The sequence below is a fragment of the Chromobacterium rhizoryzae genome, from assembly GCF_020544465.1.
Lineage (GTDB): Bacteria > Pseudomonadota > Gammaproteobacteria > Burkholderiales > Chromobacteriaceae > Chromobacterium.
In genome coordinates this window covers 3,379,113-3,402,160 of record NZ_CP066126.1, presented here as the reverse complement: position 1 = coordinate 3,402,160, position 23,048 = coordinate 3,379,113, and the positions used below count along the sequence as shown (strand labels likewise).

Sequence of the window (23,048 nt, the reverse complement as noted above, 5' to 3'; positions counted from 1 at the left end):
GCTGCGATAACCGGGTCGGAGCAAAGCCACTCTTCACTTCGAGTTTCACTCGCCGAGTCTTTCCCGACTCCCATGTTGTCGCCAGCGCTCCTGTTGACAGGGACTGCCACGTCCCGAAAAAACGAGAGCAAGAGCATGACAACCCTGATTTCCGCGCAATCCCTGCAACTGGACGCCGGCCACGGCCCGCTGTTCCAGGACCTTTCCTTTACCGTAAAACTGGGCGACCGCATCGGCCTGCTGGGCCATAACGGCTGCGGCAAGAGCAGCTTGCTGGACGTGCTGGCCGGCCAGCGCGAAGCCAATGCAGGCGCGGTGCAATACGCCGGCCTGTGCCGGCTGCAATACGTAGAGCAACACCTGCCGGCGAGGCTGGCGGGCTTAAGCGCGCGCTCGGCGCTGCTGGAGGCGGTGGACCGCCAGCCGGAGCAGCACTGGCGGGTGGACAGCCTGCTGGACGAACTGGAATTGTCGGCCGCGGCCGACACCCCGGCGGCCAGTCTCAGCGGCGGCCAGCACACCCGGCTGCTGCTGGGGCGCGCGGTGCTGCGCCAGCCCAATCTGCTGCTGCTGGACGAGCCCAGCAACCATCTGGACCTGCCGTCGCTGCTGTGGCTGGAAGACTTTCTGCGCCGCTGGCAGGGCGGCTTCATCCTGGTGTCCCACGACGCGCGGCTATTGGACGCGGTGACTTCGCACAGCTGGATTCTGCGGGACCAGCGCCTGTACCGCTTCGAGCTGCCGTGCAGCCAGGCGCGGGCCGCGCTGGCGGAGGCGGACGACGCCGCGCGCGCGCGCCGCGCCGGCGAGCAGAAGGAGATAGACCGTCTGAACGCCAGCAGCAAGCGGCTGGCGATCTGGGGCCGCGAGCACGACAACGAAAAGCTGGTGCGCAAGGCCAAGTCCATGCAGAAGCGGGTGGACCGGCTGAAGGAGGAGCAAGCCTTCGTCAGCCGCGGCAGTCCGTGGCGCTTGCGGCTGCAAGGCCAAGCGCTGGCGGCGGACCGCTTGCAGGCTTTCGAGGGCTTGCAGGTGAGCGCCGCGCCCGGCTTGCCGGCCTTGTTCGAGGCCGACGAGCTGAGCCTGCGCAGCGGCGACAAAGTGGCCTTGCTGGGCGCCAACGGCGCGGGCAAGTCCTCCTTGTTGCGCCAGTGCTGGCAGGACTGGCTGCAAGGCGAGGCCGGCGCGGGCTGGCGGCCGCACCCGGCGGCGCGCGTCGCGTATTACGATCAGTCGCTGCGCCGGCTGGACGACGCGGCCGCGCTGTCGGACGCGCTGTACCCCTTCGCGCCGCTGAGCGAGGCGGAGCGGCGGCAGGCGCTGATTTCCGCCGGTTTCGCCTATGCGCGCCACGGACAGACCGTGGCCACTCTCAGCGGCGGAGAGCGCGCGCGGCTGCTGTTCCTGGCGCTGTCGCTGGCCAGCTACCATCTGCTGTGGCTGGACGAGCCGACCAACCACCTGGATCTGGACGGCAAGCGGGAACTGGCGGAGGCGCTGGCGGACTTTGCCGGCGGCTTCCTGCTGGTGTCGCACGACCGCGAGTTGATCGAACAATCGTGCAACCGCTTCTGGGTGGTCAGCGAGGGCCGGCTGCGCGAGTGGCCGGACGCCGCCGGCGCCTACGCCCAGCTGTTCACTCCGCAGGCCGTCGCGGCCGTGGCCGATCAGCCGACGGCGTCCGGCGACGCGTCCGTTCCCAAGGGCGCGGAGCGGCAGCTGGAGCGCCTGTATCAACTGGAGGCCTTGCTGAGCGCGGATCTGGCGCGCAAGCCCAAGCATCAGAAGCCGCAATTGCAGCGTGAATGGCGGCGGGAGATGGGGGCGCTGGAACGGGAGCTGGGCTTGTAACGCGAAGGGCGGCGTTAAAAACGCCGCCCGTTCGTCGCGTGTTTCGCCGCTTCATCCATCGCCTTGCGCGTTTCGTCGCAAGCCGCTGTCGGCCGCGTTTGGCGCTGGCTACAGTGAGCAGCGTCAACCACAACGCATTGCAAGGAGCTGAACATGGATCGGGAAAAACACGCGGAAGCCCTGGACGGACTGAACGGCGTCAAGCACAAAATCGCCATTTACTGGCGGCTTTATGTAGACTGGCTGGCCGGCCTCGGCTGGGGGCGGCTGGCCTTGGTCTCGCTGCTGGCCTTGATTTTGAGCGGCGTGCTGGCCTTGAGCGGCGCCGTGGTTTTTTTGATACTGATGTCCTTCCTGGTCAAGGCCTGCGTCGCGCGGAAGCCGTCGAGGCCGGCGGCGCTGACGCAGGGGACCGAGGAAGAAATGAAGCAAGACCGGGGGGCGTATCATGGATAGGCAAAAACATGCGGAGGCGCTGGCGGGCATTGAACTCGTCAGCCACAAGGCTTCCATCTACTGGTGGCTGTTTTTCGACTGGCTGGCCGCCGTCGGCTGGGGACGGCTGCTGCTGATCTGCTTTCTGGGCCTGATCCTGGGCGGCATCATCGGGATTCCCGCGCTGGCCTTCTTCCTGGGCGTGACCGTCTGCATCGTCAAGATCGTGGCCAGAGGCAAGCGCCGGGCGGAGCAGCGCGCCGACGCGGCGGTGGTGCGCAGCCGGCAGGCGGAGGAGCTGGCCGAGGTGGAGGCGCTGCAACGCCAGCTGGCGGAAGCGCGGATGGGGGCGCTGCAGGCGCAGATCGAGCCGCACTTCCTGTTCAACACCCTGTCCTCGGTGTGCCAGTTGATGGAAACCGCGCCGGAGCGCGCCTTGCTGATGCAAAAGGCGCTGATCCGCTATCTGCGCTCCTCGCTGCCGGAGTGGCGGGAGTCCCCGGCGGAAACCAGCCTGGGCCAGCAGCTGGAATTGTCGCGCGCCTATCTGGACATCATGCAGCTGCGGATGGAAGACCGGCTGCGGGTGCGGCTGGAGGTGCCGGAGTCGCTGCTGGACGCGCGCTTTCCGGTGATGATGCTGCAAACCCTGGTGGAGAACGCGATCAAACACGGCCTGGAGCCCAAGGCCGAAGGCGGCGAGATCCTCATCGACGCCAAGGTGCTGGCCGGCGAGCTTAGGGTGGCGGTCAGCGACAGCGGCGTCGGCTTCCCGGAGCAGCCGGGGCAGGGCCTGGGCCTGAGCAATATCCGCGAGCGTCTGGCCATGTTGCACGGCGAGCGCGCGCAGCTGTTGCTGGAGGTGTTGCCGACAGGCGGCACCCGCGCCACCATAGGCCTGCCGTTCGCCTTGGTGTGAGCGGCCCGCTTGTAAAGAGGACAGCGTTAATGAGCAAATTGAGCGCGGTGATCGCCGACGACGAGCGCCTGATGCGCGAGCAACTGCGCATGGCCCTGCAACGGGTGTGGCCGGAGTTGAGGATAGTGGCCGAGGCCCGCGACGGCGCGGAGGCGGTGGAGTTGGTTCGAGAGCATAGGCCGGACCTGGCTTTTCTGGACATCACCATGCCGGTGCAGAACGGCATCGCCGCGGCGATGGAGATAGACGGCCTGTGCCCGGTGGTGTTCGTCACCGCTTACGACCAATACGCGATCAAGGCCTTTGAAGAAGGCGCGGTGGATTATCTGCTCAAGCCGGTGGAGGACGAGCGGCTGTTGCGCACGCGCCAGCGCTGGGAGCAGCGGCAGTTGGCGCTGCCGACGCACTGGCAGGCCTCCTTGCAGCAGCTGAGCCGTCAACTGGCGCGGCCGGACTATCTGCGCTGGATCAAGGCCTCGGTGGGCAATAGCCTGCGCATGATCAGCACCGGCGAAGTGCTGTTTTTTCAATCCGACGAAAAATACACCCGGGTGCAGACCGTCGGCTGCGAAGCCTTGATCCGCATGCCGATCAAAGAGCTGTTGCAGGCGCTGGACCCGGACGAATTCTGGCAGATCCACCGCTCCACCCTGGTGCGGGTGGACGCCATCGAACAGATCAAGCGCGACGACGGCCAGCGCGGCCTCATGCTGCAATTGCGCGGCTATCCGGAACCGCTGGAAGTCAGCCGCAGCTATGCCCATCTCTTTCAGCGCATGTAAGCCGGGAGGCTTCAAGGTTTTGCCGTAGAGACCGGCTGATCGTAAGCCCCATCCTCGAAATCCCGCTCCATCCGCCGGTATTGGGCGCTGTTTTTAAGCCGGACCAGGCCTTCGTTGAAGCGGTCCAGCAGCCACTGGCTTTGCGGCTGCGCCCGGCTCAGCATCAGGCGGTACTCGTTGCGTTCCCACACCTTGGGCGCGTAGACGATGGCGGCGCGCTGCTCCGGCGTGAAGCGCCGGCGCAGCAAGGATTGCCCCACCGATTTGACCAGGGGGAAAAAATCGATGCGCTCCGCCAGCAACTGCCGCATGCCGCTTTCTATGTCCTGAGTGCTGTCGTTGCGAATATGGCCGGCGCGCACCGCCTCGCCCCATACCCCCAGTTTGGAACCGTTGGGCGTGGCCATGCGCAAGCCGTACAACTCCGGCATCTCCGTCGGAGAAAGCGGGCGTTTGGCCAAGTGAAACGCCACCTCCTCATCCACCACCACCGGCAGGCTGAACAGCGCGAATCGCTCGCGCTCCGGCGTGATCGACCACACCACCGATCCCGCGATTTCGCCGCCGCGCACCATGGCCTCGGCCCGGGCCCAGGGGAAATGCCGGTAGCGCACGGTGATCCCGGCCAGGCGGAAGGCTTCGCTGACAATGTGGGAGGCATAGCCCTGCTGCGGCAGCTTGGCGGATAGATAGGGCGGCCACTCCCCGCTGGCCAGCACCACCTCCCGCGCCGGCGGCGGCGCGGCGGCGAGGCAGGGCGGGGCGAGAACGGCGCAGCAGATCAGCGCCAGGCGCATCGGGGACCAAACCATGGCAGCGTCCGATAGGGTTTGTTCCAGACTAGCAGGTTTGCCGCGCCGCGCTCCGGCATGAAAACTGCTTGTCCCGGCTTGTGGCCGCGGTCCGCGCGCGGCGTTCAAGGGGGAAAAAAGATGAGCACGATCAGAATGACGCCGGCGCTGGCGGCCCGGGATTACTCGCGCCTGAGCGCCTTATTGGCCGACTGCGTGACCGGCGGCGCGTCGGTGGGCTTCCTCGCGCCCTTGCCTGAGGCCGAGGCCGCCGCTTACTGGGCGCAGGTGGACGCGCTGCTGGGCGCCGGCCTGCAATTATGGCTGGCGGAAGAGGGCGAGGAACTGCTGGGCTGCGTGCAACTGGCGCCTTGCCAGCGCGGCAACGGCCGCCACCGCGCCGAGGTGCAGAAGCTCTTGGTGCATTCCGCCCGCCGCGGCCGCGGCGTGGCGCGCCAATTGATGGCGACGCTGGAGGATCATGCACACAAACAGGGCATTCGCCTGCTGGTGCTGGACACCGAGGCCGGTTCCGGCGCGGAGGACGTCTACCGCAAACTGGGCTGGAGCAAGAGCGGGGAGATCCCGGATTACGCCGCCCGTCCGGACGGACGCCTGCACCCCACCGCCTATTACTTCAAGCGCTTGTGAGGCGTCGGAGCTTGTTGGCCAACGCCATCATGGGACGGGCGTTTAGCTAGAGGCGATAGCCGTCAGCGCGTCGCGCACCGCGGAGACGACCCGTTCCGGTTCCGAGAATTGCGGAAAATGGCCGCTGCGGGCGGCGATGACGTGGCGGCCTCGCGGCGACAGCGCCGCCAACCGGCGCTGGCCCTCGGCGCGCGCGTCCAGCACCGCCTTGGAGGTGAGCCAGGACAAGCCCGGCGCGCCGCCGCTGATCACAAACAGAGGGATGTCGGGGAAGGGCGGCGCTTCAGCGATCTGTTCCGCGCTACGGCGCAGGTGGCCGGTCTCGTTCAGGGTGTCCCGATCCTGAGCCAGGTCCAGCGCCCGGCGCAGCAACTGGCCCAGCCGGCCTTGCCGCGCATCCAGCGCGCTGATGTCCTCCGGCACGGCGGCGTCCAGCAGCACCACGGCGGCCACTTCGCCGGCGTAGCTGCGGGCGAACAGATTGGCGATCAGGCCGCCCAAGGCGTGGGCCACCAGCACATAGGGCGGGGCTAGGTCCGCCTTGAACAACAGCGCGCGCAGGGTTTCCATCATCGCGGCGCCGGTCTGCGCCTCGCGGGCGTTGCCGCTGTTGCCTATGCCGCAGCGGTTGTAGGCGAACACGCCGCTGAGCGTTTCCAGCGCCGGCAGCACTTTGTACCAGCCCTCCATCGGCGTGCCAGCGTCGTTGATCAGCACGATGGGCGGCGCGGCGGCGCCGACGGCGATGTACTCCATGGCGACGCCGTCGATGGCGACGATGAGTTTGGGGGGCAGGGTGGTCATGGCGCAAGCGGGCGGAGGCCGCCGTAATGGATCTATCTTATTGTTTTTGTAAGTGAAAAATTAATTCAGTTCCTGAACTTCATGAAGGACGCGGATTTTTTTCCATCGTCGTCGGCTGTCCCAGCCTCTGGCCCAGCTCCGCGGCCAGATAATCCACCCAGGCGCCGACGCGCGGCGCCAGCGCGCCCTGTTTGTAGAACACCGCCCAGATAGTCTGGCTCCACGGCAGGCTGACGGCGTCCAGCACCGGCAACAAGCGGCCGCTTTGCAGATCTTCGGCGGTGAGCAGGTCGTTGAGGCAGGCGATGCCGGCGCCGTGCAAGGCCAGGTGCAACAGGGTTTCGCCGCTGGAGGCGGTCAGCGCGGGCTGAATGGCCAGCCCGTTGCCGCCGCGGTGGCGCAGCGGCCATTGATTGAGGGTGTCCGGCGCGGTGAAGCCCAACAGCCGGTGCCGCGCCAGCGCATCGGCGCTGTCCGGCGCGCCGCGGCGGCTCAGATAGTCCGGCGAGGCCACCAGGCGGATGCGGCTGTCGCCCAGGCGGCGGGCGCTGAGGCTGGAGTCCGCCAGCGCGCCCATGCCGACGCGAATGGCGACGTCGGCCCGCTCTTCTATCAGATCGACGATGCCTTCCGCGCCCGTCAACTCCAGGCGCACCTGCGGGTAGCGTTCCAGAAAGCCGGCGGCCAGCGGCGCGATCAGCCGGGTGAGGATGGGGGTGGCGGCGTTGACGCGCAGCAGGCCGCTGGGCTGGGCCAGGCTGGCGGCCAACTGAGCCTCGGTGTCATGCAGCTCGGCCAGAATGCGGCGCGCGCGTTCCAGCAGCCAGCGGCCTTCCGCGGTCAGGTCCAGCCGGCGGGTGGTGCGGGTGATCAGCGCCACGCCCAACTGTTTTTCCAGCCGGCTGACGCTGCGGCTGATGCCGGACGGGGTCTGGCCCAGACGCTCCGCGGCGGCGGAGAAGGAGCCGGCGTCTATGACTGAGACAAATGCAATCAGCGCTTCCATGGGTAGCATTGTTGATTCCTGAGCAAAAGTTTTTGTCAGTGAAGCGGATTTTTCCGCGGCTGGCAAGCGTGGAGAATGCGGCCTTATTCGTTTGCCCGCCGCGGCGGGCCCGACTCGGCTTTTCTTTGGGAGAACACCATGCCGCTTGCCTTATGGGCGCTGACCTTGAGCGCCTTCGCCATTGGCACCACCGAATTCGTCATCGTGGGCCTGATTCCCACCATCGCTTCCAGCCTGGGAGTGTCGCTGCCGTCCGCCGGCCTATTGGTCAGTCTTTACGCCTTGGGCGTGGCGGTGGGCGCGCCGCTGTTGACCGCGCTGACCGGCCGCGTGCCGCGCAAGCCCTTGCTGCTGGGGCTGATGGCTTTGTTCACCCTGGGGAATCTGGTGGCCTGGCAGGCGCCGGGCTACCAGGCGCTGATGGCGGCGCGGGTGCTGACCGGCCTGGCGCACGGGGTGTTCTTTTCCATCGGCTCCACCATCGCCACCGGCCTGGTGAGCAAGGACAAGGCGGCCAGCGCCATCGCGCTGATGTTCAGCGGCCTGACGGTGGCGCTGGTGAGCGGGGTGCCGCTGGGCACCTTCATCGGCCAGACCCTGGGTTGGCAAGCCACTTTTCTGGCGGTGTCCATGCTGGGGGTGCTGGCCTTCATCGGCAGCCTGCTGCTGGTGCCCAAGGACATTCCCCAACCGCCGCCGGCCTCGCTGGCCGCGCAGCTGGCGGTGCTGAAACGGCCGCGGCTGTTGCTGGTGTACGCGATGACGGCCTTGGGCTACGGCGGTTCTTTCATCGCCTTCACCTATCTGGCGCCCATTCTGGAGCAGGTCAGCGGTTTCGCGCCGTCGCGGGTGGGGCTGGTGATGCTGGTGTACGGCGTGTCGGTGGCGGCGGGCAATATCTGGGGCGGCCGGCTGGCGGACCGCAAGGGGCCGGTGCGCGCCTTGCAGATCATCTTCGCCTTGCTGGCGCTGGTGCTGCTGGCGCTGAGCTTCACCGCGCCGTCGCCGGCGTGGGTGCTGGTCACGGTGCTGGCCTGGGGCGCGGTGGCTTTCGGCAATGTGGCCGGCCTGCAGCTCTATGTGGTGCGGCAGGCGGAACGCGACGCGCCGCAGGCGGTGAACGTGGCTTCCGGCCTGAACATCGCCGCCTTCAATGTGGGCATCGCCGGCGGCGCCTGGGCCGGCGGCTGGGTGGTGGCGGAGCTGGGCCTGCTGGCCACGCCGTGGATAGGCGCGCTGGTGGTGTTGGCCGCCTTGGCCCTGACCACTTGGTCCGGCGCGCTGGACCGCCGCGCGGCGCGGACGCCGGCAATGTGTTCGCAGGCGGCTTGACCGCCGGAGCAGGACAATGGAAATAAAGCGCCGCAGGGCGCGCAATTGAAAGGACGTTTCATCATGGATATGCCAAAAATAGGTTTGGGCACCTTCCGCCTGGAAGGGCAACAAGTGGTGGATTCGGTATTGACCGGGCTGGAGCTGGGCTACCGCCACATCGACACTGCGCAGATCTACGGCAACGAGGCCGAGGTGGGGCAGGCGCTGCGCCAGAGCGGCTTGCCGCGCGAGCAAGTGTTTCTGACCACCAAGATCTGGACCGAGAACCTGGGGCGCGAGCGGCTGGCGGACAGCCTGCGCCGCAGCCTGGACTTGCTGGGCGTGGAGCAGGTGGACATGACTCTGATCCACTGGCCGTCGCCCGGCGACGCGCTGCCGGTGGCGGAATATATGGAAGCGCTGGCCCTGGCCAAGCAGCAAGGGCTGACGCGGCGGATAGGCGTGTCCAATTTCACCATCGCCCATCTGCGCCGGGCGCTGGCCGCGGTGGGGCCGGGGGAGATCGCCAGCCAGCAGGTGGAAGTGCATCCTTTCCTGCAAAACCGCAAGCTGCTGGATTTTTGCCGAGAGCAGGGGGTGCCGGTCACCGCCTATATGCCGCTGGCTTACGGCAAGGTGATGGACGAGCCGCTATTGCGCGAAATCGCCGCGCGGCATCGGGCCAGCCCGGCGCAGCTGGCCTTGGCCTGGTTGTTGCGCCAGGGGCTGGCCGTGATTCCATCGTCCACCCGGCGCGCCAATCTGGCCGCCAATCTGCAGGCGGAGACGCTGAGTTTGAGCAAGGCCGATATGGACGCCATCGCCGGCCTGGAGCGCGGCGAGCGGCTGGCAGATCCGGAGTTCAGCCCGCGCTGGGATTAGGAGGGCCAAGGCCGCCTGTAGCGCGGCGGCAACTTGCGCGCGGATTTGCCGCCGGTCAAGGAAATGGGGAATGGCGCCGCCGTCCGGCTTGAGGCGGCTTTCCGGCCAGTGGTATGTTTGTGGTATTCCCGGCCCGGCCGCGCGCCGCGCCGTTTGATTCTCCATTTCTCCAGGTGGCGATGATGTCCAAACCCCGTGCCGTATATTTGCAGTCGGGCGGTCCGACTGCGGTGTTGAACGCTTCCGCGCAGGGCGCGATAGAAACCGCGCGCCAGCGCGGCCTGTCGATGTACGGCGCTTTCGACGGTCTGGCCGGCCTGCTGGAGGACCGCTTGTGCAATACCGACGCGGTATCGGACGAGGCCATCGCCCAACTGGCCTTCATGCCCGGCGGCAGCTTCGGCGTCAGCCGGCGCATGATAGGGAGCTTCGCCGAGGCCGGCGACGACTGGCGGCGGCTGCGCGAAGTGTTGGCCCGGCACGACATCCATTATCTGCTGGTCAACGGCGGCAACGGTTCGCTGGGCTGCGCCGAGCGTCTGGCGGAGTTCGAGCGCCACATGGGCTATCCGCTCAAGGTGGTGGGCGTTCCCAAGACCATAGACAACGATCTGGTGGGCACCGACAACAGCCCCGGCTACGGCTCCTCCGCCAAATTCCTGGCCAGCGCGATGCGCGAGGTGGGCCTGGACATGACCAGCATGGGCTGGGGCCGGGTCTTCATCATGGAAACCATGGGCCGCCATACCGGCTGGCTGGCGGCGGCCTGCGCCGCGGCGGCGCGCAATGAGCGCGAAGCGCCGCATTTGCTGCTGCTGCCGGAAGTGGCTTTCGACGCCGAGCGTTTCCTCGCCGCGGTGGACGACAGGCTGGCGCGCTTCGGCCAGTGCGCGATCGCGGTGGCGGAGGGCATTACCGACGCCGACGGCCGCTTCGTCGCCGAGGCCAAGAAATCCGAAGTCTACGGCCATGAGCAACTGGGCGGCGCCGGCCACTGGATCGCCCAGCTGCTGCTGCGCGAGCGCGGCATTTCCGCGCACGTGGCGCAGGTGGATTATCTGCAACGCGCCGGCGGTCATCTGGGTTCCAGCATGGATGTGCGTCAGGCCTACATCATGGGCGAGCGGGCGGTGGAGTGGCTGTTGGCCGGCAAGAGCGGCGTGATGGCCGGCATCAAGCGCATCCAGAACCATCCCTATTGCTGGGACGTGGTGGAGGTGCCGTTGGCGGTGGTGGGCGATCAGGAGAAGCGGCTGCCGCCGGAGTTCATCGGCGCCGACGGCTTCAGCGTCACGCCGGCCTTCCTCGATTATGTGCGGCCCTTGATGGAGGGCGAGCGGATTCCGCCGTTCAAGGATGGATTGCCGGATTATCGGCCCATCGCCTGGCCCAAGGTGTGAGGGCGGGAAGCACTGGATGGAAAACCCGGCTTGCGCCGGGTTTTTTTATTGCCCGGCGCCGGGTGGCGCGTGGCGCGGCGTTTTCAAACCCGGATTGAAAGAGTCTGCGCGCGGCCGGTCTGTTTGGCCTTGCGCGGCGTCTTCATACTGACGGTTTGAGGCGTAGGCCAGCGCGCCGCCGCCGCATCATCATCCCAAGAGCCTGTTCAAAGTCTTGCGAGCCAGAGCGAGACAAGGCGAAAACGAGCGAGAAAGCGGAATGTACAAGCGGTACATGAGCATTTTGAGCTCGGTTTCAACGCCGTATCGCCGAAGCGCAGCAGACTTTGAACAGGCTCTAAGAACGGAGAACCGCATCATGACGACATTACCCCTGACCAGCATCGCCGTGCTCAAGGCCAAGCCCGGCCAGCGCGACGCCTTGCGCGAGGCCTTGACCGCCTTGGTCGAGCCCACTCGCCGCGAGGCGGGCAACCTCGATTACACCTTGTTCGAACTCACGGACGAGCCGGGCAGCTTTTACATGCGGGAAGCCTTCGTCAGCCGCGCCGCGCTGGACGAGCATTTGGCCGCGCCTTACTTCCGGGCCTTCGAAAAGCGCTTCGATGAATTGCTGGCTGAGCCGATCAAGCTGATTTTCCTCGACAAGGTGGCTTGAGGCGGGAAATGAAACAGGCCCGGCATAGACCGGGCCTGTTGGCGGAGGAGGGGCCGGTTTAGAGCACCAGGCCGCCGATCAGCGCCGACAGAATGCTGACCAGGGTGGAACCGTACACCAGCTTCAGGCCGAAGCGGGACACCATATTGCCGCGCTCCTCGTCCAGGCCCTTGACCGCGCCGGCGATGATGCCGATGGAGCTGAAGTTGGCGAAGGACACCAGGAAGATGGAGATCACGCCTATGGTGTATTCCGACAGCTGGGCGGTGAGCTTTTTCAATTCCATCATCGCCACGAACTCATTGGTCACCAATTTGGTGGCCATGATGCTGCTGGCCGGCATGATGTCGGCGGCCGGAATGCCCATCAACCAGGCGAAGGGATAGAACACATAGCCCAGCACATACTGGAAGTTCACGCCGAAGACGGCGTCGAAGAGGTGGTTGACGGTGGTGATCAGCGCGATGAAGCCGATCAGCATCGCGCCGACGATCACGGCGATCTTGAAGCCGGCCATGATGTAGTCGCCCAGCATTTCGAAGAAGGACATGCGGTGGGCGGCTTCGGCGCTGATCAGTTCATCGTCGTCGCGGCTGGCGTCGTAGGGGTTGATCAGCGACAGGATGACGAAGGTGCTGAACAGATTGAGAATCAGCGCGGTGACCACGAAACGCGGCTGGATGATCTGCATATAGGAGCCGACGATGGACATGGACACCGTGGACATGGCGGTGGCGGCCAGCGTGTACATGCGCTTTTCCGAGAAGCTGCCGATGATGTTCTTGTAGGCGATGAAGTTCTCGGACTGGCCCACGATCATGGAGCCGACGGCGTTGAAGGACTCGATCTTGCCCATGCCGCTGATCTTGGCCAGCACCCAGCCGATGCCGCGTATCACCCAGGGCAGCACGCGGATGTGCTGCAGGATGCCGATCAGCACCGAGATGTAGACGATGGGCATCAGCACCTTGAGGAAGAAGCTGAACTCGCCCTGATTGAGCAGGCCGCCGAACACGAAGTTGGTGCCTTCGCCGGCGTAGCTCATCAATTTATCGAACACGCCGGCCACGCCGCCCACCAGGGTCAGGCCGTAGCTGGAGTGCAGCAGGAAGTAGGCCAGCGCCATCTCCACCACGATCAGTTGCAGCACGTAGCGGATCTTGATGTTCTTGCGGTCGCGCGCCACCACTTGGGTCAGCAGGAAGACAACCAGCAGTCCGAAGACGAATTGAAGTATGTGCATATCTATTGCCTTGATGGGCCGTCCTTCAGGCAGGAGCGGCGATGTTGGCGGGCGCGCCCGCTGTGTGTGTGCTTGTGTTGTTGATTGGCGAACGGCGAATTTTGACATGAAGCGATTGCCGCTTCCATGTAAAACGCATTCGCCCGCCACTGTGCGCTTATCCGCTGTCGCAAACCAGCCGGTTTGATCAAACAAGCTGTGCGGCCGGCTCAAAAATAAAGCCCCCGGCCATGGCCGGAGGCTTGTCGCATGCGGGACTATTGCGCTTGCTGTTCCGCTTCGCGGCGGGCTTGTTCGGCGAAATAATAATCGCGGCGGGCCTGCTTGGCCGCGGCCTTTTCAGCCAGCTCCTGCTCCTTCTTGGCGGCTTCCGCCGCCGCCTCGGCGCGCTGCGCCGCTTTCACCGCCTCGCGTTCGGCTTCCTCGGCGGCTTCGATCGCGGCGATTTCGCTGCGGCTCTTGCACGGGCCGGTTTTTTCGAACCAGGCCACGGACTCCACGTGGGCGGTGTGCGGGAACATATTGATGATGCCGGCCGCCTTCAGCGTGTAGCCCTTGGTGTGCACCAGCACATTGGCGTCGCGCGCCAGCGTGGCCGGATTACAGGACACGTAGACGATGCGTTTGGGCGCGGTGTCCTCGGTGATGGCCTTCAGCAGCTGCACCGCGCCGTCGCGCGGCGGGTCCACCAGCATCTTGTCGAAGCGGCCGAGCGCGGCGAAGGACTCCTCGGTGACTTCGAACAGATTGGCCATCTCATAGCTGACCTTGTCCTGCAGGCCGTTGTGGGTGGCGTTTTCCACCGCGCGCTTGACCAGGGGCTGGCTGCCTTCCATGCCGTGCACCTCGGCGCCGGACCGGGCGATGGGCAGGGTGAAGTTGCCGATGCCGCAGAACATGTCGGCGATGCGCTCGCCCGGCCGCGGGTCCAGGAATTTCAGCGCGCGCGCCACCATGACCGCGTTGATCTCGGGGTTCACCTGGGTGAACTCGGTGGGGTAGTAGGGCATCTCCACGCGGTATTCCGGCAGGCTGTAAGTCAGCTTGGGCGCGTCCAGCGGGTAGACCGGATAACAGGTGTCCGGGCCCTTGGGCTGCAGCCACATCTGCAAGGGCCGCTCCTTGCTGCCGTGGGCGTCGGAGAAGGCGCGCAGCAGCGCGTGGTCGGCGTCGTTGATGGCTTCCATATTGCGGAACACCAGGATGTCCACCTTGTCGCCCACCGCCAGCTCCACCTGGGGCATGCGGTTGTTGATCGACAGCTTGTAGATCATCTCGCGCAGCGGCACGATCAGGTCCGAGATATGACGCGGCAGGATGTGGCATTCGCTCATGTCGGTGATGTAGGTGGAGCGCTTCTCGTGGAAGCCCACCAGCACGCCGCCCTTTTTCTCCACCAGCCGCGCCGACATCCGCGCGCGGTGGCGGTAGTGCCAGGCCGGGCCGGCGATGGGCGTCAGTACCTGTTGCGGCTTGACCCGGCCGATGCGGGCCAGATTGTCTTCCAGCACCCTTTGCTTGACCGCCACTTGGGCGGAGAACTCCACATGCTGCATCGAACAGCCGCCGCAGGTGCCGTAATGCGGACAGCGCGGCTGTGTGCGCAGAAAGCTTTCCTTCAGCACCTGGCTGGTGTTGGCGTTCTCGTAGGAAGACTTTTTGCGATAGGCGCTGTAGACCACGGTTTCATAAGGCAGCGCGCCGTCGATGAAGATGGTCTTGCCATCGACGTGGGCGACTCCCCGGCCTTCGTGGTCCAGCGACTCGACCTGGGCGATAGTCTGTTTGTGCGTCATGGTGTTGCTTGGAAAATCAAACGGAAAGCGGCGATTTTCTCAAATTATCCGGCAACGCGCAGGGGTTTTTTGTCCGCGCCGGCCGGCGCGCCGGTTTCGACCTCCAGCCCGGCCGCTTTCCATTGCGGGAAGCCGCTGTCCAGCCGCCTGGCGTTCAGGCCGCGGGCGCGCAAGGCGGCCACCGCCTGGGTGGACAGCATGCAGAAGGGGCCGCGGCAATAGGCGATGATTTCGGCGCCGGCGCTGAGCTGTTCCAGGCCGTGTTCCAACCGCTCCGGCGGCAGGTTGAGCGCGCCGGGCAGATGGCCGGCGGCGTACTCGTCCGCCGGCCGCACATCCAGCAGGATGAGGTCGCCGTCGCCCAAGCGGCGCAGCAGCTCGTCCAGCGTGACGCCGTCCAGCGTCTCGGGCCGGGCGGCGGCGTCGTCCAGCAGCGCGCGGACGGCGGCGCGGCGGTGCTCGGCCTGACGGCGCAGCGCGTCCAGCACGGACAGAATGGGGCCGTCGCCCAGCCGGTACATCACGCGCTTGCCGTCGCGGCGCGATAGGACCAGTCCGGCGCGCTTCAGGTGTTGCAGGTGTTGCGAGGCGTTGGCGATGGACAGGCCGGCCAGCTCGGCCAGCCGCTCAACCGGGCGCTCGCTTTGGGCGATGTGTTCCAGCAGCAACAGTCGGTGGGCGTGGCTCAGCGTGCGGGCCAGGTCGGCCAGGTCGGCGAAGCGTTCCGGAGCGGGCGGGAGAGTGCTGGTCATGGACGGCCTTCAAAATATCATTCAATCAATCTATTTAATGATAGTCTATTGGCTGGCGTTTGTCAGCGCCGGCGTCGCGTCGGGCGCGGCGTGGGCATTGAATGGTTGATGGGGAGAGGGCATGGATGCGGTGACGGAATGGTTGGCGCGCGGCGCGCTGGTGGGCGTAGGCGCCACGGCGGTGATGGACGCGTGGGCGTACTGGCTGCGGCGAAGCTTTGGCACGCCGTCGCTGGATTACGCGCTGGTGGGGCGCTGGATGGCGCATTGGCGGCGCGGCCGCTTCCGCCACGCAAGCATCGCCCGCGCCGAGCCGGCGCGCGGCGAGCGGGCGCTGGGCTGGCTGGCGCATTATTTGATTGGCGTCGTCTTCGCGCTGTTGTTGCTGGCCGCGTGCGGCGAGCTTTGGTGGCGCGCGCCGACGCCGGGGCCCGCGCTCTTGTTCGGCCTCGCCAGCGCGGCGGCGCCTTTCCTGCTGATGCAGCCGGCGATGGGCGCGGGTTTCTTCGCGTCGAAAACACCGCGGCCATGGCTGTCGCGCCGGCGCAGCCTGGCGGCGCACGCCAGTTTCGGCCTGGGCCTGTACGCGGCGGCCTGGGTTTTGGCGCATTGGCCTGCGTTTTGAGCTCAAGCCGGCTATGCTGGCGTAAAACCGACAATATTAGCGACGGCCCGGAGGCGGCAGGGGCTTGGTAATAGTCAGAATCTTGCTTTCCCACGCTTTCTGTTAGAATCGAACAATAGTGATTTTAGATATGGTGCGGTATGTTGAAGCGATGTGTTGGGCTGTTGGGTTGGCTTGGGCTTGGCGTGGCGCCGTTTGTCGGCGCGGCGGTGATTCCCGAGCCTGATGTGCAGGTCAACCCCGCGGGCCTGCACTTGGTGCTGAACCTGCCGCAGGCGCGGCTGTTCCAGTACCAGGACGGCAGGCTGTCCAAGATCTATCCGGTGGCGGTGGGCAAGATGCTGACCCAGACGCCGATCGGCAGCTTTGACATTACCGGCATTTACAAGGCGCCGGCCTGGCATGTGCCGCGCTCCATCCAGGAAGAAATGCGCCGCAGCGGCAAGGAAGTGCAGACCGTGGTGCCGCCGGGGCCCAAGAACCCGCTGGGGCCGGTCTTCATTCGTTTCGGCGAGGCCAAGCTGGGCCTGGGCTTTCACGGCACCAACGCGCCCGGCTCGGTGCCCGGTTTCCGCAGCCATGGCTGCGTGCGCATGAAAAACGACGACGCCTTGCTGCTGTCCAAGACTGTGGGCCGCGGCGACGCGGTCACGGTGGCTTATCAGACCGTGTTGCTGAATCAGGACGCCGCCGGCGAACTGTGGCTGACCGCTTACCGCAATCACTACAAGCAGGACGATCCTTCCTTCCCGATGTTGGCCGAAACGCTGCTGGCCTGGCAGAAGCAAAAGTCCGCGGTGGTGTTCGGCGCGCGGGTGGACCAGGCTTTGAAGGCGCGCAAGGGCGTGCCGGTGTGTCTGACTTGCAAGGACGTGGCCAAGGCCAAGGTGGACGGCGATCTGTCCGCGGTGCGCTGGCTGTCGCCGGGCAAGGCGGACGATACTCAGTTCGCGCGCGAACCGGCCGGCCGCGAGCCGGGCGGTCCGTTGCCGTCGCAGGCCACGCCGCCGGCGTCCGCGCCGCAGCATGCGCCGGCGGTGGCGCCGTCGTCCGCGCCGTCCTCTTCGCGCGCCGCGGTGCGCGCCCAGCCGCCGCGTAGCGGCCGTCCGGCCTGATTCAGTCGGCCATCTCTCCCGCCAGTTCCCCCACGCGCCGCAAGGCGCGTTCGTACGCCGGGTTCCACGGATAGCAGCAGGACAGCCGCACGCAATTGCGGTAGCGCCCCTTGGCCGAGTACAGCGTGCCGGGCGCGATGGTGATGCGTTCGGCCAGCGCTGTCTGGAACAATGTCATGGTGTCCACGCCGCTGGGCAGCTCCACCCACAGCAGGCAGCCGCCGGACGGCGAGGTGGCCCGCGTCTGAGCCGGGAAGCAGCTGGCGACGGTGCCGCGCAGCCTTTCCATCTGGCTCATGAAGTGGCGGCGGATCAGCCGCAGGTGGTGGTCGTAGCCGCCGGTTTCCAGATATTCCGCCAGCGTTTCCTCCAGTAAGCGCGGCTGGGCCAGCGAGCTGGCGAACTTCAGCCGCGTCACTTCCCGCAAGAAGCGCCCGGGCGCGATCCAGCCGATGCGAAAACCCGGCGCCAGGGTCTTGCTGTAGCTGGAGCACAGCAGCACCCAGCCGTCGCGGTCATAGGCCTTGACCGCGTCCGGGGTGGCGCCGTCGTAGTGCAGATCGGCGTGCGGCACGTCCTCGATCAGCGGCACCTGGTGTTCGTTGACCAGCGCCGCCAGCCTTTGCTTGGCCTCGGCCGGCATGGTGCAGCCCAGCGGATTGTGCACGGTGGGCATGGCCACGATGGCGTTCAGCCTTTTCTCCGACAGCAAGAGTTCCAGCGCGTCCAGCGACAGGCCGTTGGCCGGATGGGTGGGAATTTCGATCACGCTCAGGCCCAGGTTCTTCAGCGTGGGCAGCAGCGCGAAATAAGTGGGCGATTCCAGGCCCACGGTGTCGCCCGGCTTGCAGCAGGCGCGCAAGGCCAGTTGCAGCGCCTCGGTGCAGCCGTTGGTGATCACCAAGTCCTCGGCGGCCAGCACGCAGCCCCAGCTGACCGCGCGCTGGGCGATCTGGCGGCGCAGCCGTTCCGAGCCGGGCGGAAACGGGTAATCGGTGGTCAGCTCCGGGTGCTGGCGCAGCAGCCGCCCCATGATGTGCTTGAAGCGGGTGGTGGGGTAGAAGTCGCTGCCGCGCGGGCTGGCCAAGGACAGGTCGATGAAATCCTCCCGCGTCTGCGCCGTCATCACCGCTTCGATCTGGTCCACCACCTCGCCGGCGTGGTGGGCGGCGCTTTGCCGGCGCATGCGCGGCAGCGGCAGGGTGGCGGCGGATTTGACGTAGAAGCCGGATTGCGGCCGCGCCTCGATCAGGCCGCGGTCCTCCAGCGTGCGGTAAGTCATCAGGATGGTGGACGGGCTGACCTTGTGCATTTCGCAGGCCTTGCGCACCGAGGGCAGCCGTTCTCCGGGTTGCACCACGCCGGTCTGGATCAGGGTGATCCATTCGTTGACCAACTGCTGATAGAGGGGTTCGTCGCTCATGCTGGGGGCCTCGCTGACAGATGTGGGGGTCGCCATCGGTACAATTTTCCGCAAAAACGACCATAACAGTTTTGAAATTGTAAAACTGTTATGGTTCCAATTCAATTTTTCTGAATCTGTATTCGATGTTGCGGCGGCGTTATCATGGCCAGCATTGAAAACATGTCGCGTCCGGATTGTCCGGCCGCTGGCTATGGTTTGGAGCGGTAATGAACTTTGTTGCGTTGGTGACTTATCTGTTGGTGATGTCGATCACGCCGGGGCCGAACAATCTGGTATTGGCCTCGTCCGGGGTCAATCATGGTTTTTCCCGCACGGTGCCGGCCTTGCTGGGCATGTCGCTGGGCCTGTCGGTGCAGGTGGGCTTGTTGACGGTGTTCCTGGGCAGCCTGGTCGCCGTCATCGCTTCGGTGCAGATTTACCTGGCCATGGCCGGCTGCCTGTATTTGCTGTGGCTGTCCTGGGGCATGGCGCGCTCGGCGCCGTCCGCGGGCGAGTCCGGCGGCGCGCCTATGGGGTTTTGGGGCGGGGTGCTGTTCAACTGGTTGAATCCCAAGGTGTGGCTGATGGGTTTCAATATCGCGATGGTGTTTCTGCCGGCCAAGATGAACGCCTGGCATGCCGGCCTGCTGTTCGCGGCGCTGACTTTCGTCATCGGCCTGCCGTGCATCGCGCTGTGGGCGGGGTCCGGCGTGGCCGCGCGCCGCTTCCTGGCGTCGCCGCGCCGGTTGAGGGTTTTCAATTGCGGCATGGCGGCGATGCTGGCGGGAACCGCGATCTGGCTGTTGCTGGAAATGCTGCCGGCGCAGTCCTTGCACGCGCTGCCGCAAATGATTTGATGAATAGCTAAATCGATAGGGATGTTCTTGCTGGGGACATCGTCTATGCTGTCCAAAAGGGTAGGTGGCTTATCGTACAGGTATCCTGGGATGCACCCGGGCCGGGGTAGGCCGTAGGCGGGCAGCCGAGACGGGGGCATCATCATGACAGCAGCGGGTTTCGACGGCGTGTATCGTTCGAGCACGTCCTTCTACGGGGACAAGCCGTCCCCGTCCTTGGTCCAGTATCTGGAAAAATATCATGTGGCGGGCGACGGAGCCGGCCTGGATCTGGGCTGCGGCCAGGGTCGCAACGCCTTGTTTCTGGCTCAGCGGGGCTTCGCGATGACGGCGGTGGACGGTTCAGCGGAGGCGATCGCGAGTCTGGGCGAGGCGGCGGACGAGCGCAGGCTGAACGTAAGCGGCAGGGTGGCGGATCTGGCCGGCCTGGAGCTGGAGCCGGGGCGTTTCCGGCTGATCGTCGCGAATACTTCGCTGGATCATTTGGGTGCGGACGAGGGCGAGGCGCTGGCGCGCCAGATGGCCGCCGCGCTGGAGCCGGGCGGCCATCTGTTCGTATCGGTGTTCACGGTCGACGATCCGGGGTGCGACGCCCTGGGCCGGGTGGCCAGCGAGACGGCCTCCTACGTCAAGCATTACTACCAGCCGGGAGAGCTGCGCCGTCAGTTCTCGGCGCTGAGCCTGCTGGCCTATCAAGAGGAGTATGCGCTGGATGTCGGCCATGGGCAGCCGCATTACCACGGCATCGCCCGGCTGTTCGCGCGGCGGGATCATTGAGCGCCGTTGCCGCCGACGCGCGGCGGGCTTTATCGGGCTCTCAGAACCTGTTTACGATCTCGCGAGCTAAGATGAGACAAGGCGTTGCGGCTGAGAAAGCGGAATGTACACGTGGTGCATGAGCATTTCGAAGCGGTACTCGCCGCGTCACGTTTCACGACGCGCAGCAGAACGTAAACAGGTTTTCAGGACTCCAGCGCCCGGCGTATCACTCCTTCCTTGTCGGCCGGCCGCCAGCCGGCCGGCTTCAGCACCTTGCCGTCCTCGCGGCGCACAATCTTGCCGTCCACGCATTTGCGCATATTGGCGGCGTGGATCTCCCGCGTCATCTCTTCCAGCGGCAGGCCTTGCGACATCAGCAGGCCGCTGAGCACATTGAGCACGTCCACGCCCTCGGCCAGCAGCTCCGCCATCCGCCGCGCGCGTTTCGCATCATCGCCGTCCTGGCGCTTGTAGTCGGCCAGCGCTTGCTGGAATTCCGCCAGCTCTTCGCCCAGCATGGTCTCCCACATCGCCAGCTGCTGCGGCTGCCATTGCGGCTGAGCCGGGCTGGGGATGTCGAACTGCTGCATGAATTGGCGGCGTAGGGCGAAGAAGTTTTCCATTATTTAGCGTCTTTCTGTTTTTGTGATCCATATATTGTGTTTTATCGGCGGGCGGGGCGCAAGCGGCGGGCAAAACAAAGCCCCGCCGGGGCGGGGCTGGATCGGGGCGCTGCGGCGTTTATGCCTGAGCGCTCAGCGCGGCCAGCGCGTCGAAGTAATCGGGGAAGGTCTTGGCCACGCATTTGGGGTCGTTGATGGTGACCGGGGCGCCCAGCAGCGAAATCAGGGAGAAGCACATCGCCATGCGGTGGTCGTCGTAGGTGTCGATCTCGGCGTTCGGCGTCAAGGCCGGCGGCGGGGTGATGCGGATGTAGTCCTGGCCTTCTTCCACCACGGCGCCGACCTTGCGCAGCTCGGCGGCCATCGCGCTCAGGCGGTCGGTTTCCTTGACGCGCCAGCTCTCGATATTGCGCAGCGTGCTGGTGCCGTCGGCGGCCAGCGCCGCCACCGCCAAGGTCATCGCCGCGTCCGGGATGTGGTTGAAGTCGGCGTCTATCGCCTTGAGCGGGAGGCTGGCGCGGGCTTCTATCCAATTGGGCCCCATGCTGACTTCGGCGCCCATCAGGCGCAGCGCGTCGGCGAACTTGACGTCGCCCTGAATGCTGTCCGCGCCCACGCCCTCCACCCGCACCGGGCCGCCCGCCAGCGCGCCGGCGGCGAGGAAATAGGACGCGCTGGAGGCGTCGCCTTCCACGTGAACCTCTCCCGGGGAGATGTAAGTCTGGCCGCCGGGGATGGTGAAGCGGCGCCAGCCGTCGCGCTCAACCCGCACGCCGAAGCGCGCCATCAGGTTGAGGGTGATTTCGATATAGGGCTTGGAGATCAGCTCGCCGCTGACTTCGATGACCGCGGTTTCGCCGGTCAGCGGCAGCGCCATCAGCAAGGCGGTGAGGAACTGGCTGGACACATTGCCCTTGACCGGGATGATCCGGCCGGCCTCCAGTTGCGCCGGCGCGATGGTCAGCGGCGGGTAGCCGGGCTGGCCTTGGTACTGAATCTTGGCGCCGGCCACGCGCAGCGCGTCCACCAGATCGCCGATCGGCCGTTCGTGCATGCGCGGCACGCCGCTGAGTTGGTAGTCGCCCTGCATCAGCGCCAGCGCGGCGGTCAGCGGGCGGAAGGCGGTGCCGGCGTTGCCGAGGAATAGATCTGCGCTTTTAACCGGAAATTCGCCGCCCACGCCCTGCACGCGGAAGTCGCGGCTGTCGCCTATCTGTTCGATCTCCACGCCCAGCAGCTTCAGCGCCGCCAGCATGTGGCGGATGTCGTCCGAATCCAGCAGATCGCGCACCAGGGTGCTGCCGCTGCCCAGCGCGGCCAGCAGCAGGGTGCGGTTGGAGATGCTTTTCGAGCCGGGGAGCTTGATGGCGCCGGACAGGCGGAGGACGGGGGCGAGATGCAGTTGTTCCATGGCGGTTCGGGATCTTGTGTTCTTGGGGTTGGCGAAGGGCGACGCGGCGCCCGTCGGACAATGTAACCGCCAGGAAGGTCTTTGCGCAAACCCGCGTGGCGGCGCGTCGGCGCGGCGCGCGTCGTAGAATCTTGCTGCGCCGGCCCGCGGCTTTGAGATAAAATCGACGGTTTGGCCGGTTGCCCGTCGCGGCGGCCGGCGCGAATTTCTGCAAGGACATCGTCTGTACATGACCGCACCTGTCATCGCCATCGACGGCCCGTCCGCCTCGGGCAAGGGCACCGTCGCCGCCCTGGTCGCCGCGCGGCTGGGTTTTCATTATCTGGATTCGGGCTCGCTCTACCGGCTGCTGGCGCTGTTCGCGCAGCGTCACAATATAGGCTGGGACGACGAGCCGGGCCTGGCCGCGGCCGCCTCCGGCTTGCCGGTGGAGTTCGCCGACGGGGCGGTGTGGCTGGAGAGCAACGACGCCAGCGCGGCGATACGCAGCGAGGAAATCGGCATCGGCGCGTCCAAGGTGGGCGCGCTGCCGGCGGTGCGCGCCGCGCTGTTGCAGCGCCAACGCGATTTCTGCCAGTTGCCGGGCCTGGTGACGGACGGCCGCGACATGGGTTCGGTGGTGTTTCCCGCCGCCGCCTTGAAGGTGTTTTTGACCGCCAGCGCCGAGGAACGCGCCGAGCGCCGCTATAAGCAGTTGATCGGCAAGGGAGATTCTGCTAATCTCCCACGGATTCTGCAGGACATTATCGATCGGGACGCGCGCGATGCCGCCCGGCCGGTAGCGCCGCTGCGCCAGGAGCCGGACGCCTTTTTGCTCGACACCACGGAGCTGACCATCGACCAGGCGGTCGCACAGGTTCTACGTTGGTTCGAGGAAAGACAGGTCTCCGGCCTATGATTTTTTTGTCGGGTGAAAATGCTGCAAGGCAATAAACCCGTTGTGCAACCCTAACCCCGCACGCCGCAAGG

General features: G+C 66.0%; 23 protein-coding genes. 14 read left to right on the top strand and 9 right to left on the bottom strand.

Annotated features, from left to right (window positions below; translation table 11 throughout):
• Positions 1–135: 135 nt before the first annotated feature.
• The 4 genes from JC616_RS15225 to JC616_RS15210 all read left to right on the top strand — a co-directional run bounded on the left by JC616_RS15225 (position 136) and on the right by JC616_RS15210 (position 3,987).
• Positions 136–1,851 (top strand): ABC-F family ATP-binding cassette domain-containing protein, encoded by a 1,716-nt coding sequence (locus JC616_RS15225; protein ID WP_227104037.1) that lies wholly within the window; start codon positions 136–138, stop codon positions 1,849–1,851.
• Positions 1,852–2,004: 153 nt separating this feature from the next.
• Positions 2,005–2,307: a hypothetical protein gene (locus tag JC616_RS15220; protein ID WP_227104036.1), complete on the top strand. Its 303-nt coding sequence runs from the start codon at positions 2,005–2,007 to the stop codon at positions 2,305–2,307.
• Entirely contained in the window at positions 2,300–3,205 is a 906-nt protein-coding gene (locus tag JC616_RS15215; protein ID WP_107799751.1) for a sensor histidine kinase, read from the top strand. The genes JC616_RS15220 and JC616_RS15215 overlap by 8 nt, the downstream gene beginning before the upstream one ends.
• Before the next feature lie 29 nt (positions 3,206–3,234).
• Positions 3,235–3,987: a LytR/AlgR family response regulator transcription factor gene (locus JC616_RS15210; RefSeq protein WP_227104034.1), complete on the top strand. Its 753-nt coding sequence runs from the start codon at positions 3,235–3,237 to the stop codon at positions 3,985–3,987.
• 11 nt (positions 3,988–3,998) lie between these two features.
• Here the strand turns inward: JC616_RS15210 and JC616_RS15205 are convergent, their stop codons facing one another.
• Positions 3,999–4,799, bottom strand: a complete 801-nt coding sequence (locus JC616_RS15205) for a substrate-binding periplasmic protein (protein WP_227104032.1) — start codon at positions 4,797–4,799, stop codon at positions 3,999–4,001.
• 120 nt (positions 4,800–4,919) lie between these two features.
• Here JC616_RS15205 and JC616_RS15200 point away from each other — a divergent pair, with 120 nt between their 5' ends.
• Positions 4,920–5,429, top strand: coding sequence for a GNAT family N-acetyltransferase (locus JC616_RS15200; protein ID WP_227104030.1), 510 nt, complete (start codon positions 4,920–4,922; stop codon positions 5,427–5,429).
• Between the two features lie 42 nt (positions 5,430–5,471).
• On the opposite strand, the gene JC616_RS15195 is transcribed toward JC616_RS15200, so the two are convergent.
• Together JC616_RS15195 and JC616_RS15190 are read right to left on the bottom strand one after the other, a co-directional pair.
• The gene (locus tag JC616_RS15195) at positions 5,472–6,233 is read right to left on the bottom strand and encodes an alpha/beta fold hydrolase (protein WP_227104028.1); all 762 of its coding nucleotides are present in this window, start codon (positions 6,231–6,233) and stop codon (positions 5,472–5,474) included.
• Positions 6,234–6,312: 79 nt separating this feature from the next.
• Positions 6,313–7,248, bottom strand: a complete 936-nt coding sequence (locus tag JC616_RS15190) for a LysR family transcriptional regulator (RefSeq protein ID WP_227104026.1) — start codon at positions 7,246–7,248, stop codon at positions 6,313–6,315.
• A gap of 129 nt (positions 7,249–7,377) precedes the next feature.
• Between JC616_RS15190 and JC616_RS15185 the strand changes: the two genes are divergently transcribed.
• The 4 genes from JC616_RS15185 to JC616_RS15170 all read left to right on the top strand — a co-directional run bounded on the left by JC616_RS15185 (position 7,378) and on the right by JC616_RS15170 (position 11,493).
• Positions 7,378–8,571: an MFS transporter gene (locus JC616_RS15185; protein WP_227104024.1), complete on the top strand. Its 1,194-nt coding sequence runs from the start codon at positions 7,378–7,380 to the stop codon at positions 8,569–8,571.
• A 63-nt stretch (positions 8,572–8,634) separates the two neighbouring features.
• Complete coding sequence (dkgB, locus tag JC616_RS15180; RefSeq protein WP_227104022.1) at positions 8,635–9,435, top strand: 2,5-didehydrogluconate reductase DkgB; 801 nt, start codon at positions 8,635–8,637, stop codon at positions 9,433–9,435.
• A gap of 182 nt (positions 9,436–9,617) precedes the next feature.
• Positions 9,618–10,835 (top strand): 6-phosphofructokinase, encoded by a 1,218-nt coding sequence (locus tag JC616_RS15175; RefSeq protein ID WP_227104020.1) that lies wholly within the window; start codon positions 9,618–9,620, stop codon positions 10,833–10,835.
• A 358-nt stretch (positions 10,836–11,193) separates the two neighbouring features.
• Positions 11,194–11,493 (top strand): putative quinol monooxygenase, encoded by a 300-nt coding sequence (locus JC616_RS15170; protein ID WP_227104018.1) that lies wholly within the window; start codon positions 11,194–11,196, stop codon positions 11,491–11,493.
• A 58-nt stretch (positions 11,494–11,551) separates the two neighbouring features.
• Here the strand turns inward: JC616_RS15170 and JC616_RS15165 are convergent, their stop codons facing one another.
• The 3 genes from JC616_RS15165 to JC616_RS15155 all read right to left on the bottom strand — a co-directional run bounded on the left by JC616_RS15165 (position 11,552) and on the right by JC616_RS15155 (position 15,284).
• Entirely contained in the window at positions 11,552–12,736 is a 1,185-nt protein-coding gene (locus JC616_RS15165) for a NupC/NupG family nucleoside CNT transporter (RefSeq protein WP_107799742.1), read from the bottom strand.
• A gap of 257 nt (positions 12,737–12,993) precedes the next feature.
• Positions 12,994–14,532 carry a 23S rRNA (uracil(1939)-C(5))-methyltransferase RlmD gene (gene rlmD, locus JC616_RS15160; RefSeq protein WP_227104016.1) on the bottom strand — a complete coding sequence of 513 codons (1,539 nt, stop codon included), beginning with the start codon at positions 14,530–14,532 and terminating at the stop codon, positions 12,994–12,996.
• Positions 14,533–14,576: 44 nt separating this feature from the next.
• Positions 14,577–15,284: an ArsR/SmtB family transcription factor gene (locus JC616_RS15155; RefSeq protein WP_227104014.1), complete on the bottom strand. Its 708-nt coding sequence runs from the start codon at positions 15,282–15,284 to the stop codon at positions 14,577–14,579.
• Between the two features lie 121 nt (positions 15,285–15,405).
• Between JC616_RS15155 and JC616_RS15150 the strand changes: the two genes are divergently transcribed.
• Positions 15,406–15,909 carry a DUF2938 domain-containing protein gene (locus JC616_RS15150; protein ID WP_227104013.1) on the top strand — a complete coding sequence of 168 codons (504 nt, stop codon included), beginning with the start codon at positions 15,406–15,408 and terminating at the stop codon, positions 15,907–15,909.
• Positions 15,910–16,094: 185 nt separating this feature from the next.
• A complete protein-coding gene (locus JC616_RS15145) occupies positions 16,095–17,024 on the top strand; it encodes a L,D-transpeptidase (protein ID WP_227104011.1) in 930 nt (309 codons plus the stop codon).
• A gap of 1 nt (position 17,025) precedes the next feature.
• On the opposite strand, the gene JC616_RS15140 is transcribed toward JC616_RS15145, so the two are convergent.
• Positions 17,026–18,447 (bottom strand): aminotransferase-like domain-containing protein, encoded by a 1,422-nt coding sequence (locus JC616_RS15140; protein ID WP_107799737.1) that lies wholly within the window; start codon positions 18,445–18,447, stop codon positions 17,026–17,028.
• A gap of 209 nt (positions 18,448–18,656) precedes the next feature.
• On the opposite strand from JC616_RS15140, the gene JC616_RS15135 reads away from it, so the two are divergent.
• Entirely contained in the window at positions 18,657–19,286 is a 630-nt protein-coding gene (locus JC616_RS15135; RefSeq protein WP_227104009.1) for a LysE family translocator, read from the top strand.
• Positions 19,287–19,430: 144 nt separating this feature from the next.
• A complete protein-coding gene (locus tag JC616_RS15130) occupies positions 19,431–20,063 on the top strand; it encodes a class I SAM-dependent methyltransferase (protein WP_107799735.1) in 633 nt (210 codons plus the stop codon).
• A gap of 185 nt (positions 20,064–20,248) precedes the next feature.
• Here the strand turns inward: JC616_RS15130 and JC616_RS15125 are convergent, their stop codons facing one another.
• Together JC616_RS15125 and aroA are read right to left on the bottom strand one after the other, a co-directional pair.
• Complete coding sequence (locus JC616_RS15125) at positions 20,249–20,668, bottom strand: nucleoside triphosphate pyrophosphohydrolase family protein (protein ID WP_227104007.1); 420 nt, start codon at positions 20,666–20,668, stop codon at positions 20,249–20,251.
• 118 nt (positions 20,669–20,786) lie between these two features.
• On the bottom strand, positions 20,787–22,079 hold the full coding sequence (gene aroA / locus JC616_RS15120; RefSeq protein ID WP_227104005.1) for a 3-phosphoshikimate 1-carboxyvinyltransferase: 1,293 nt from the start codon (positions 22,077–22,079) through the stop codon (positions 20,787–20,789).
• 229 nt (positions 22,080–22,308) lie between these two features.
• Here aroA and cmk point away from each other — a divergent pair, with 229 nt between their 5' ends.
• The gene (gene cmk, locus JC616_RS15115) at positions 22,309–22,977 is read left to right on the top strand and encodes a (d)CMP kinase (RefSeq protein WP_107799732.1); all 669 of its coding nucleotides are present in this window, start codon (positions 22,309–22,311) and stop codon (positions 22,975–22,977) included.
• The last annotated feature ends 71 nt before the right edge of the window (positions 22,978–23,048 follow it).

What these genes read in the sequence shown, in the direction of transcription:
- JC616_RS15170 (WP_227104018.1), top strand. Translation starts at nt 11,194, where the DNA reads ATGACGACATTACCCCTGACCAGCATCGCCGTGCTCAAGGCCAAGCCC.
- JC616_RS15220 (WP_227104036.1), top strand. Translation starts at nt 2,005, where the DNA reads ATGGATCGGGAAAAACACGCGGAAGCCCTGGACGGACTGAACGGCGTC.
- JC616_RS15190 (WP_227104026.1), bottom strand. Translation starts at nt 7,248, where the DNA reads ATGCTACCCATGGAAGCGCTGATTGCATTTGTCTCAGTCATAGACGCC.
- rlmD (WP_227104016.1), bottom strand. Translation starts at nt 14,532, where the DNA reads ATGACGCACAAACAGACTATCGCCCAGGTCGAGTCGCTGGACCACGAA.
- JC616_RS15150 (WP_227104013.1), top strand. Translation starts at nt 15,406, where the DNA reads ATGGATGCGGTGACGGAATGGTTGGCGCGCGGCGCGCTGGTGGGCGTA.
- JC616_RS15165 (WP_107799742.1), bottom strand. Translation starts at nt 12,736, where the DNA reads ATGCACATACTTCAATTCGTCTTCGGACTGCTGGTTGTCTTCCTGCTG.
- JC616_RS15135 (WP_227104009.1), top strand. Translation starts at nt 18,657, where the DNA reads ATGAACTTTGTTGCGTTGGTGACTTATCTGTTGGTGATGTCGATCACG.
- JC616_RS15125 (WP_227104007.1), bottom strand. Translation starts at nt 20,668, where the DNA reads ATGGAAAACTTCTTCGCCCTACGCCGCCAATTCATGCAGCAGTTCGAC.
- JC616_RS15175 (WP_227104020.1), top strand. Translation starts at nt 9,618, where the DNA reads ATGTCCAAACCCCGTGCCGTATATTTGCAGTCGGGCGGTCCGACTGCG.
- JC616_RS15130 (WP_107799735.1), top strand. Translation starts at nt 19,431, where the DNA reads ATGACAGCAGCGGGTTTCGACGGCGTGTATCGTTCGAGCACGTCCTTC.
- JC616_RS15140 (WP_107799737.1), bottom strand. Translation starts at nt 18,447, where the DNA reads ATGAGCGACGAACCCCTCTATCAGCAGTTGGTCAACGAATGGATCACC.
- JC616_RS15185 (WP_227104024.1), top strand. Translation starts at nt 7,378, where the DNA reads ATGCCGCTTGCCTTATGGGCGCTGACCTTGAGCGCCTTCGCCATTGGC.
- JC616_RS15210 (WP_227104034.1), top strand. Translation starts at nt 3,235, where the DNA reads ATGAGCAAATTGAGCGCGGTGATCGCCGACGACGAGCGCCTGATGCGC.
- JC616_RS15225 (WP_227104037.1), top strand. Translation starts at nt 136, where the DNA reads ATGACAACCCTGATTTCCGCGCAATCCCTGCAACTGGACGCCGGCCAC.
- dkgB (WP_227104022.1), top strand. Translation starts at nt 8,635, where the DNA reads ATGGATATGCCAAAAATAGGTTTGGGCACCTTCCGCCTGGAAGGGCAA.
- JC616_RS15205 (WP_227104032.1), bottom strand. Translation starts at nt 4,799, where the DNA reads ATGGTTTGGTCCCCGATGCGCCTGGCGCTGATCTGCTGCGCCGTTCTC.
- JC616_RS15215 (WP_107799751.1), top strand. Translation starts at nt 2,300, where the DNA reads ATGGATAGGCAAAAACATGCGGAGGCGCTGGCGGGCATTGAACTCGTC.
- cmk (WP_107799732.1), top strand. Translation starts at nt 22,309, where the DNA reads ATGACCGCACCTGTCATCGCCATCGACGGCCCGTCCGCCTCGGGCAAG.
- JC616_RS15195 (WP_227104028.1), bottom strand. Translation starts at nt 6,233, where the DNA reads ATGACCACCCTGCCCCCCAAACTCATCGTCGCCATCGACGGCGTCGCC.
- JC616_RS15155 (WP_227104014.1), bottom strand. Translation starts at nt 15,284, where the DNA reads ATGACCAGCACTCTCCCGCCCGCTCCGGAACGCTTCGCCGACCTGGCC.
- JC616_RS15200 (WP_227104030.1), top strand. Translation starts at nt 4,920, where the DNA reads ATGAGCACGATCAGAATGACGCCGGCGCTGGCGGCCCGGGATTACTCG.
- aroA (WP_227104005.1), bottom strand. Translation starts at nt 22,079, where the DNA reads ATGGAACAACTGCATCTCGCCCCCGTCCTCCGCCTGTCCGGCGCCATC.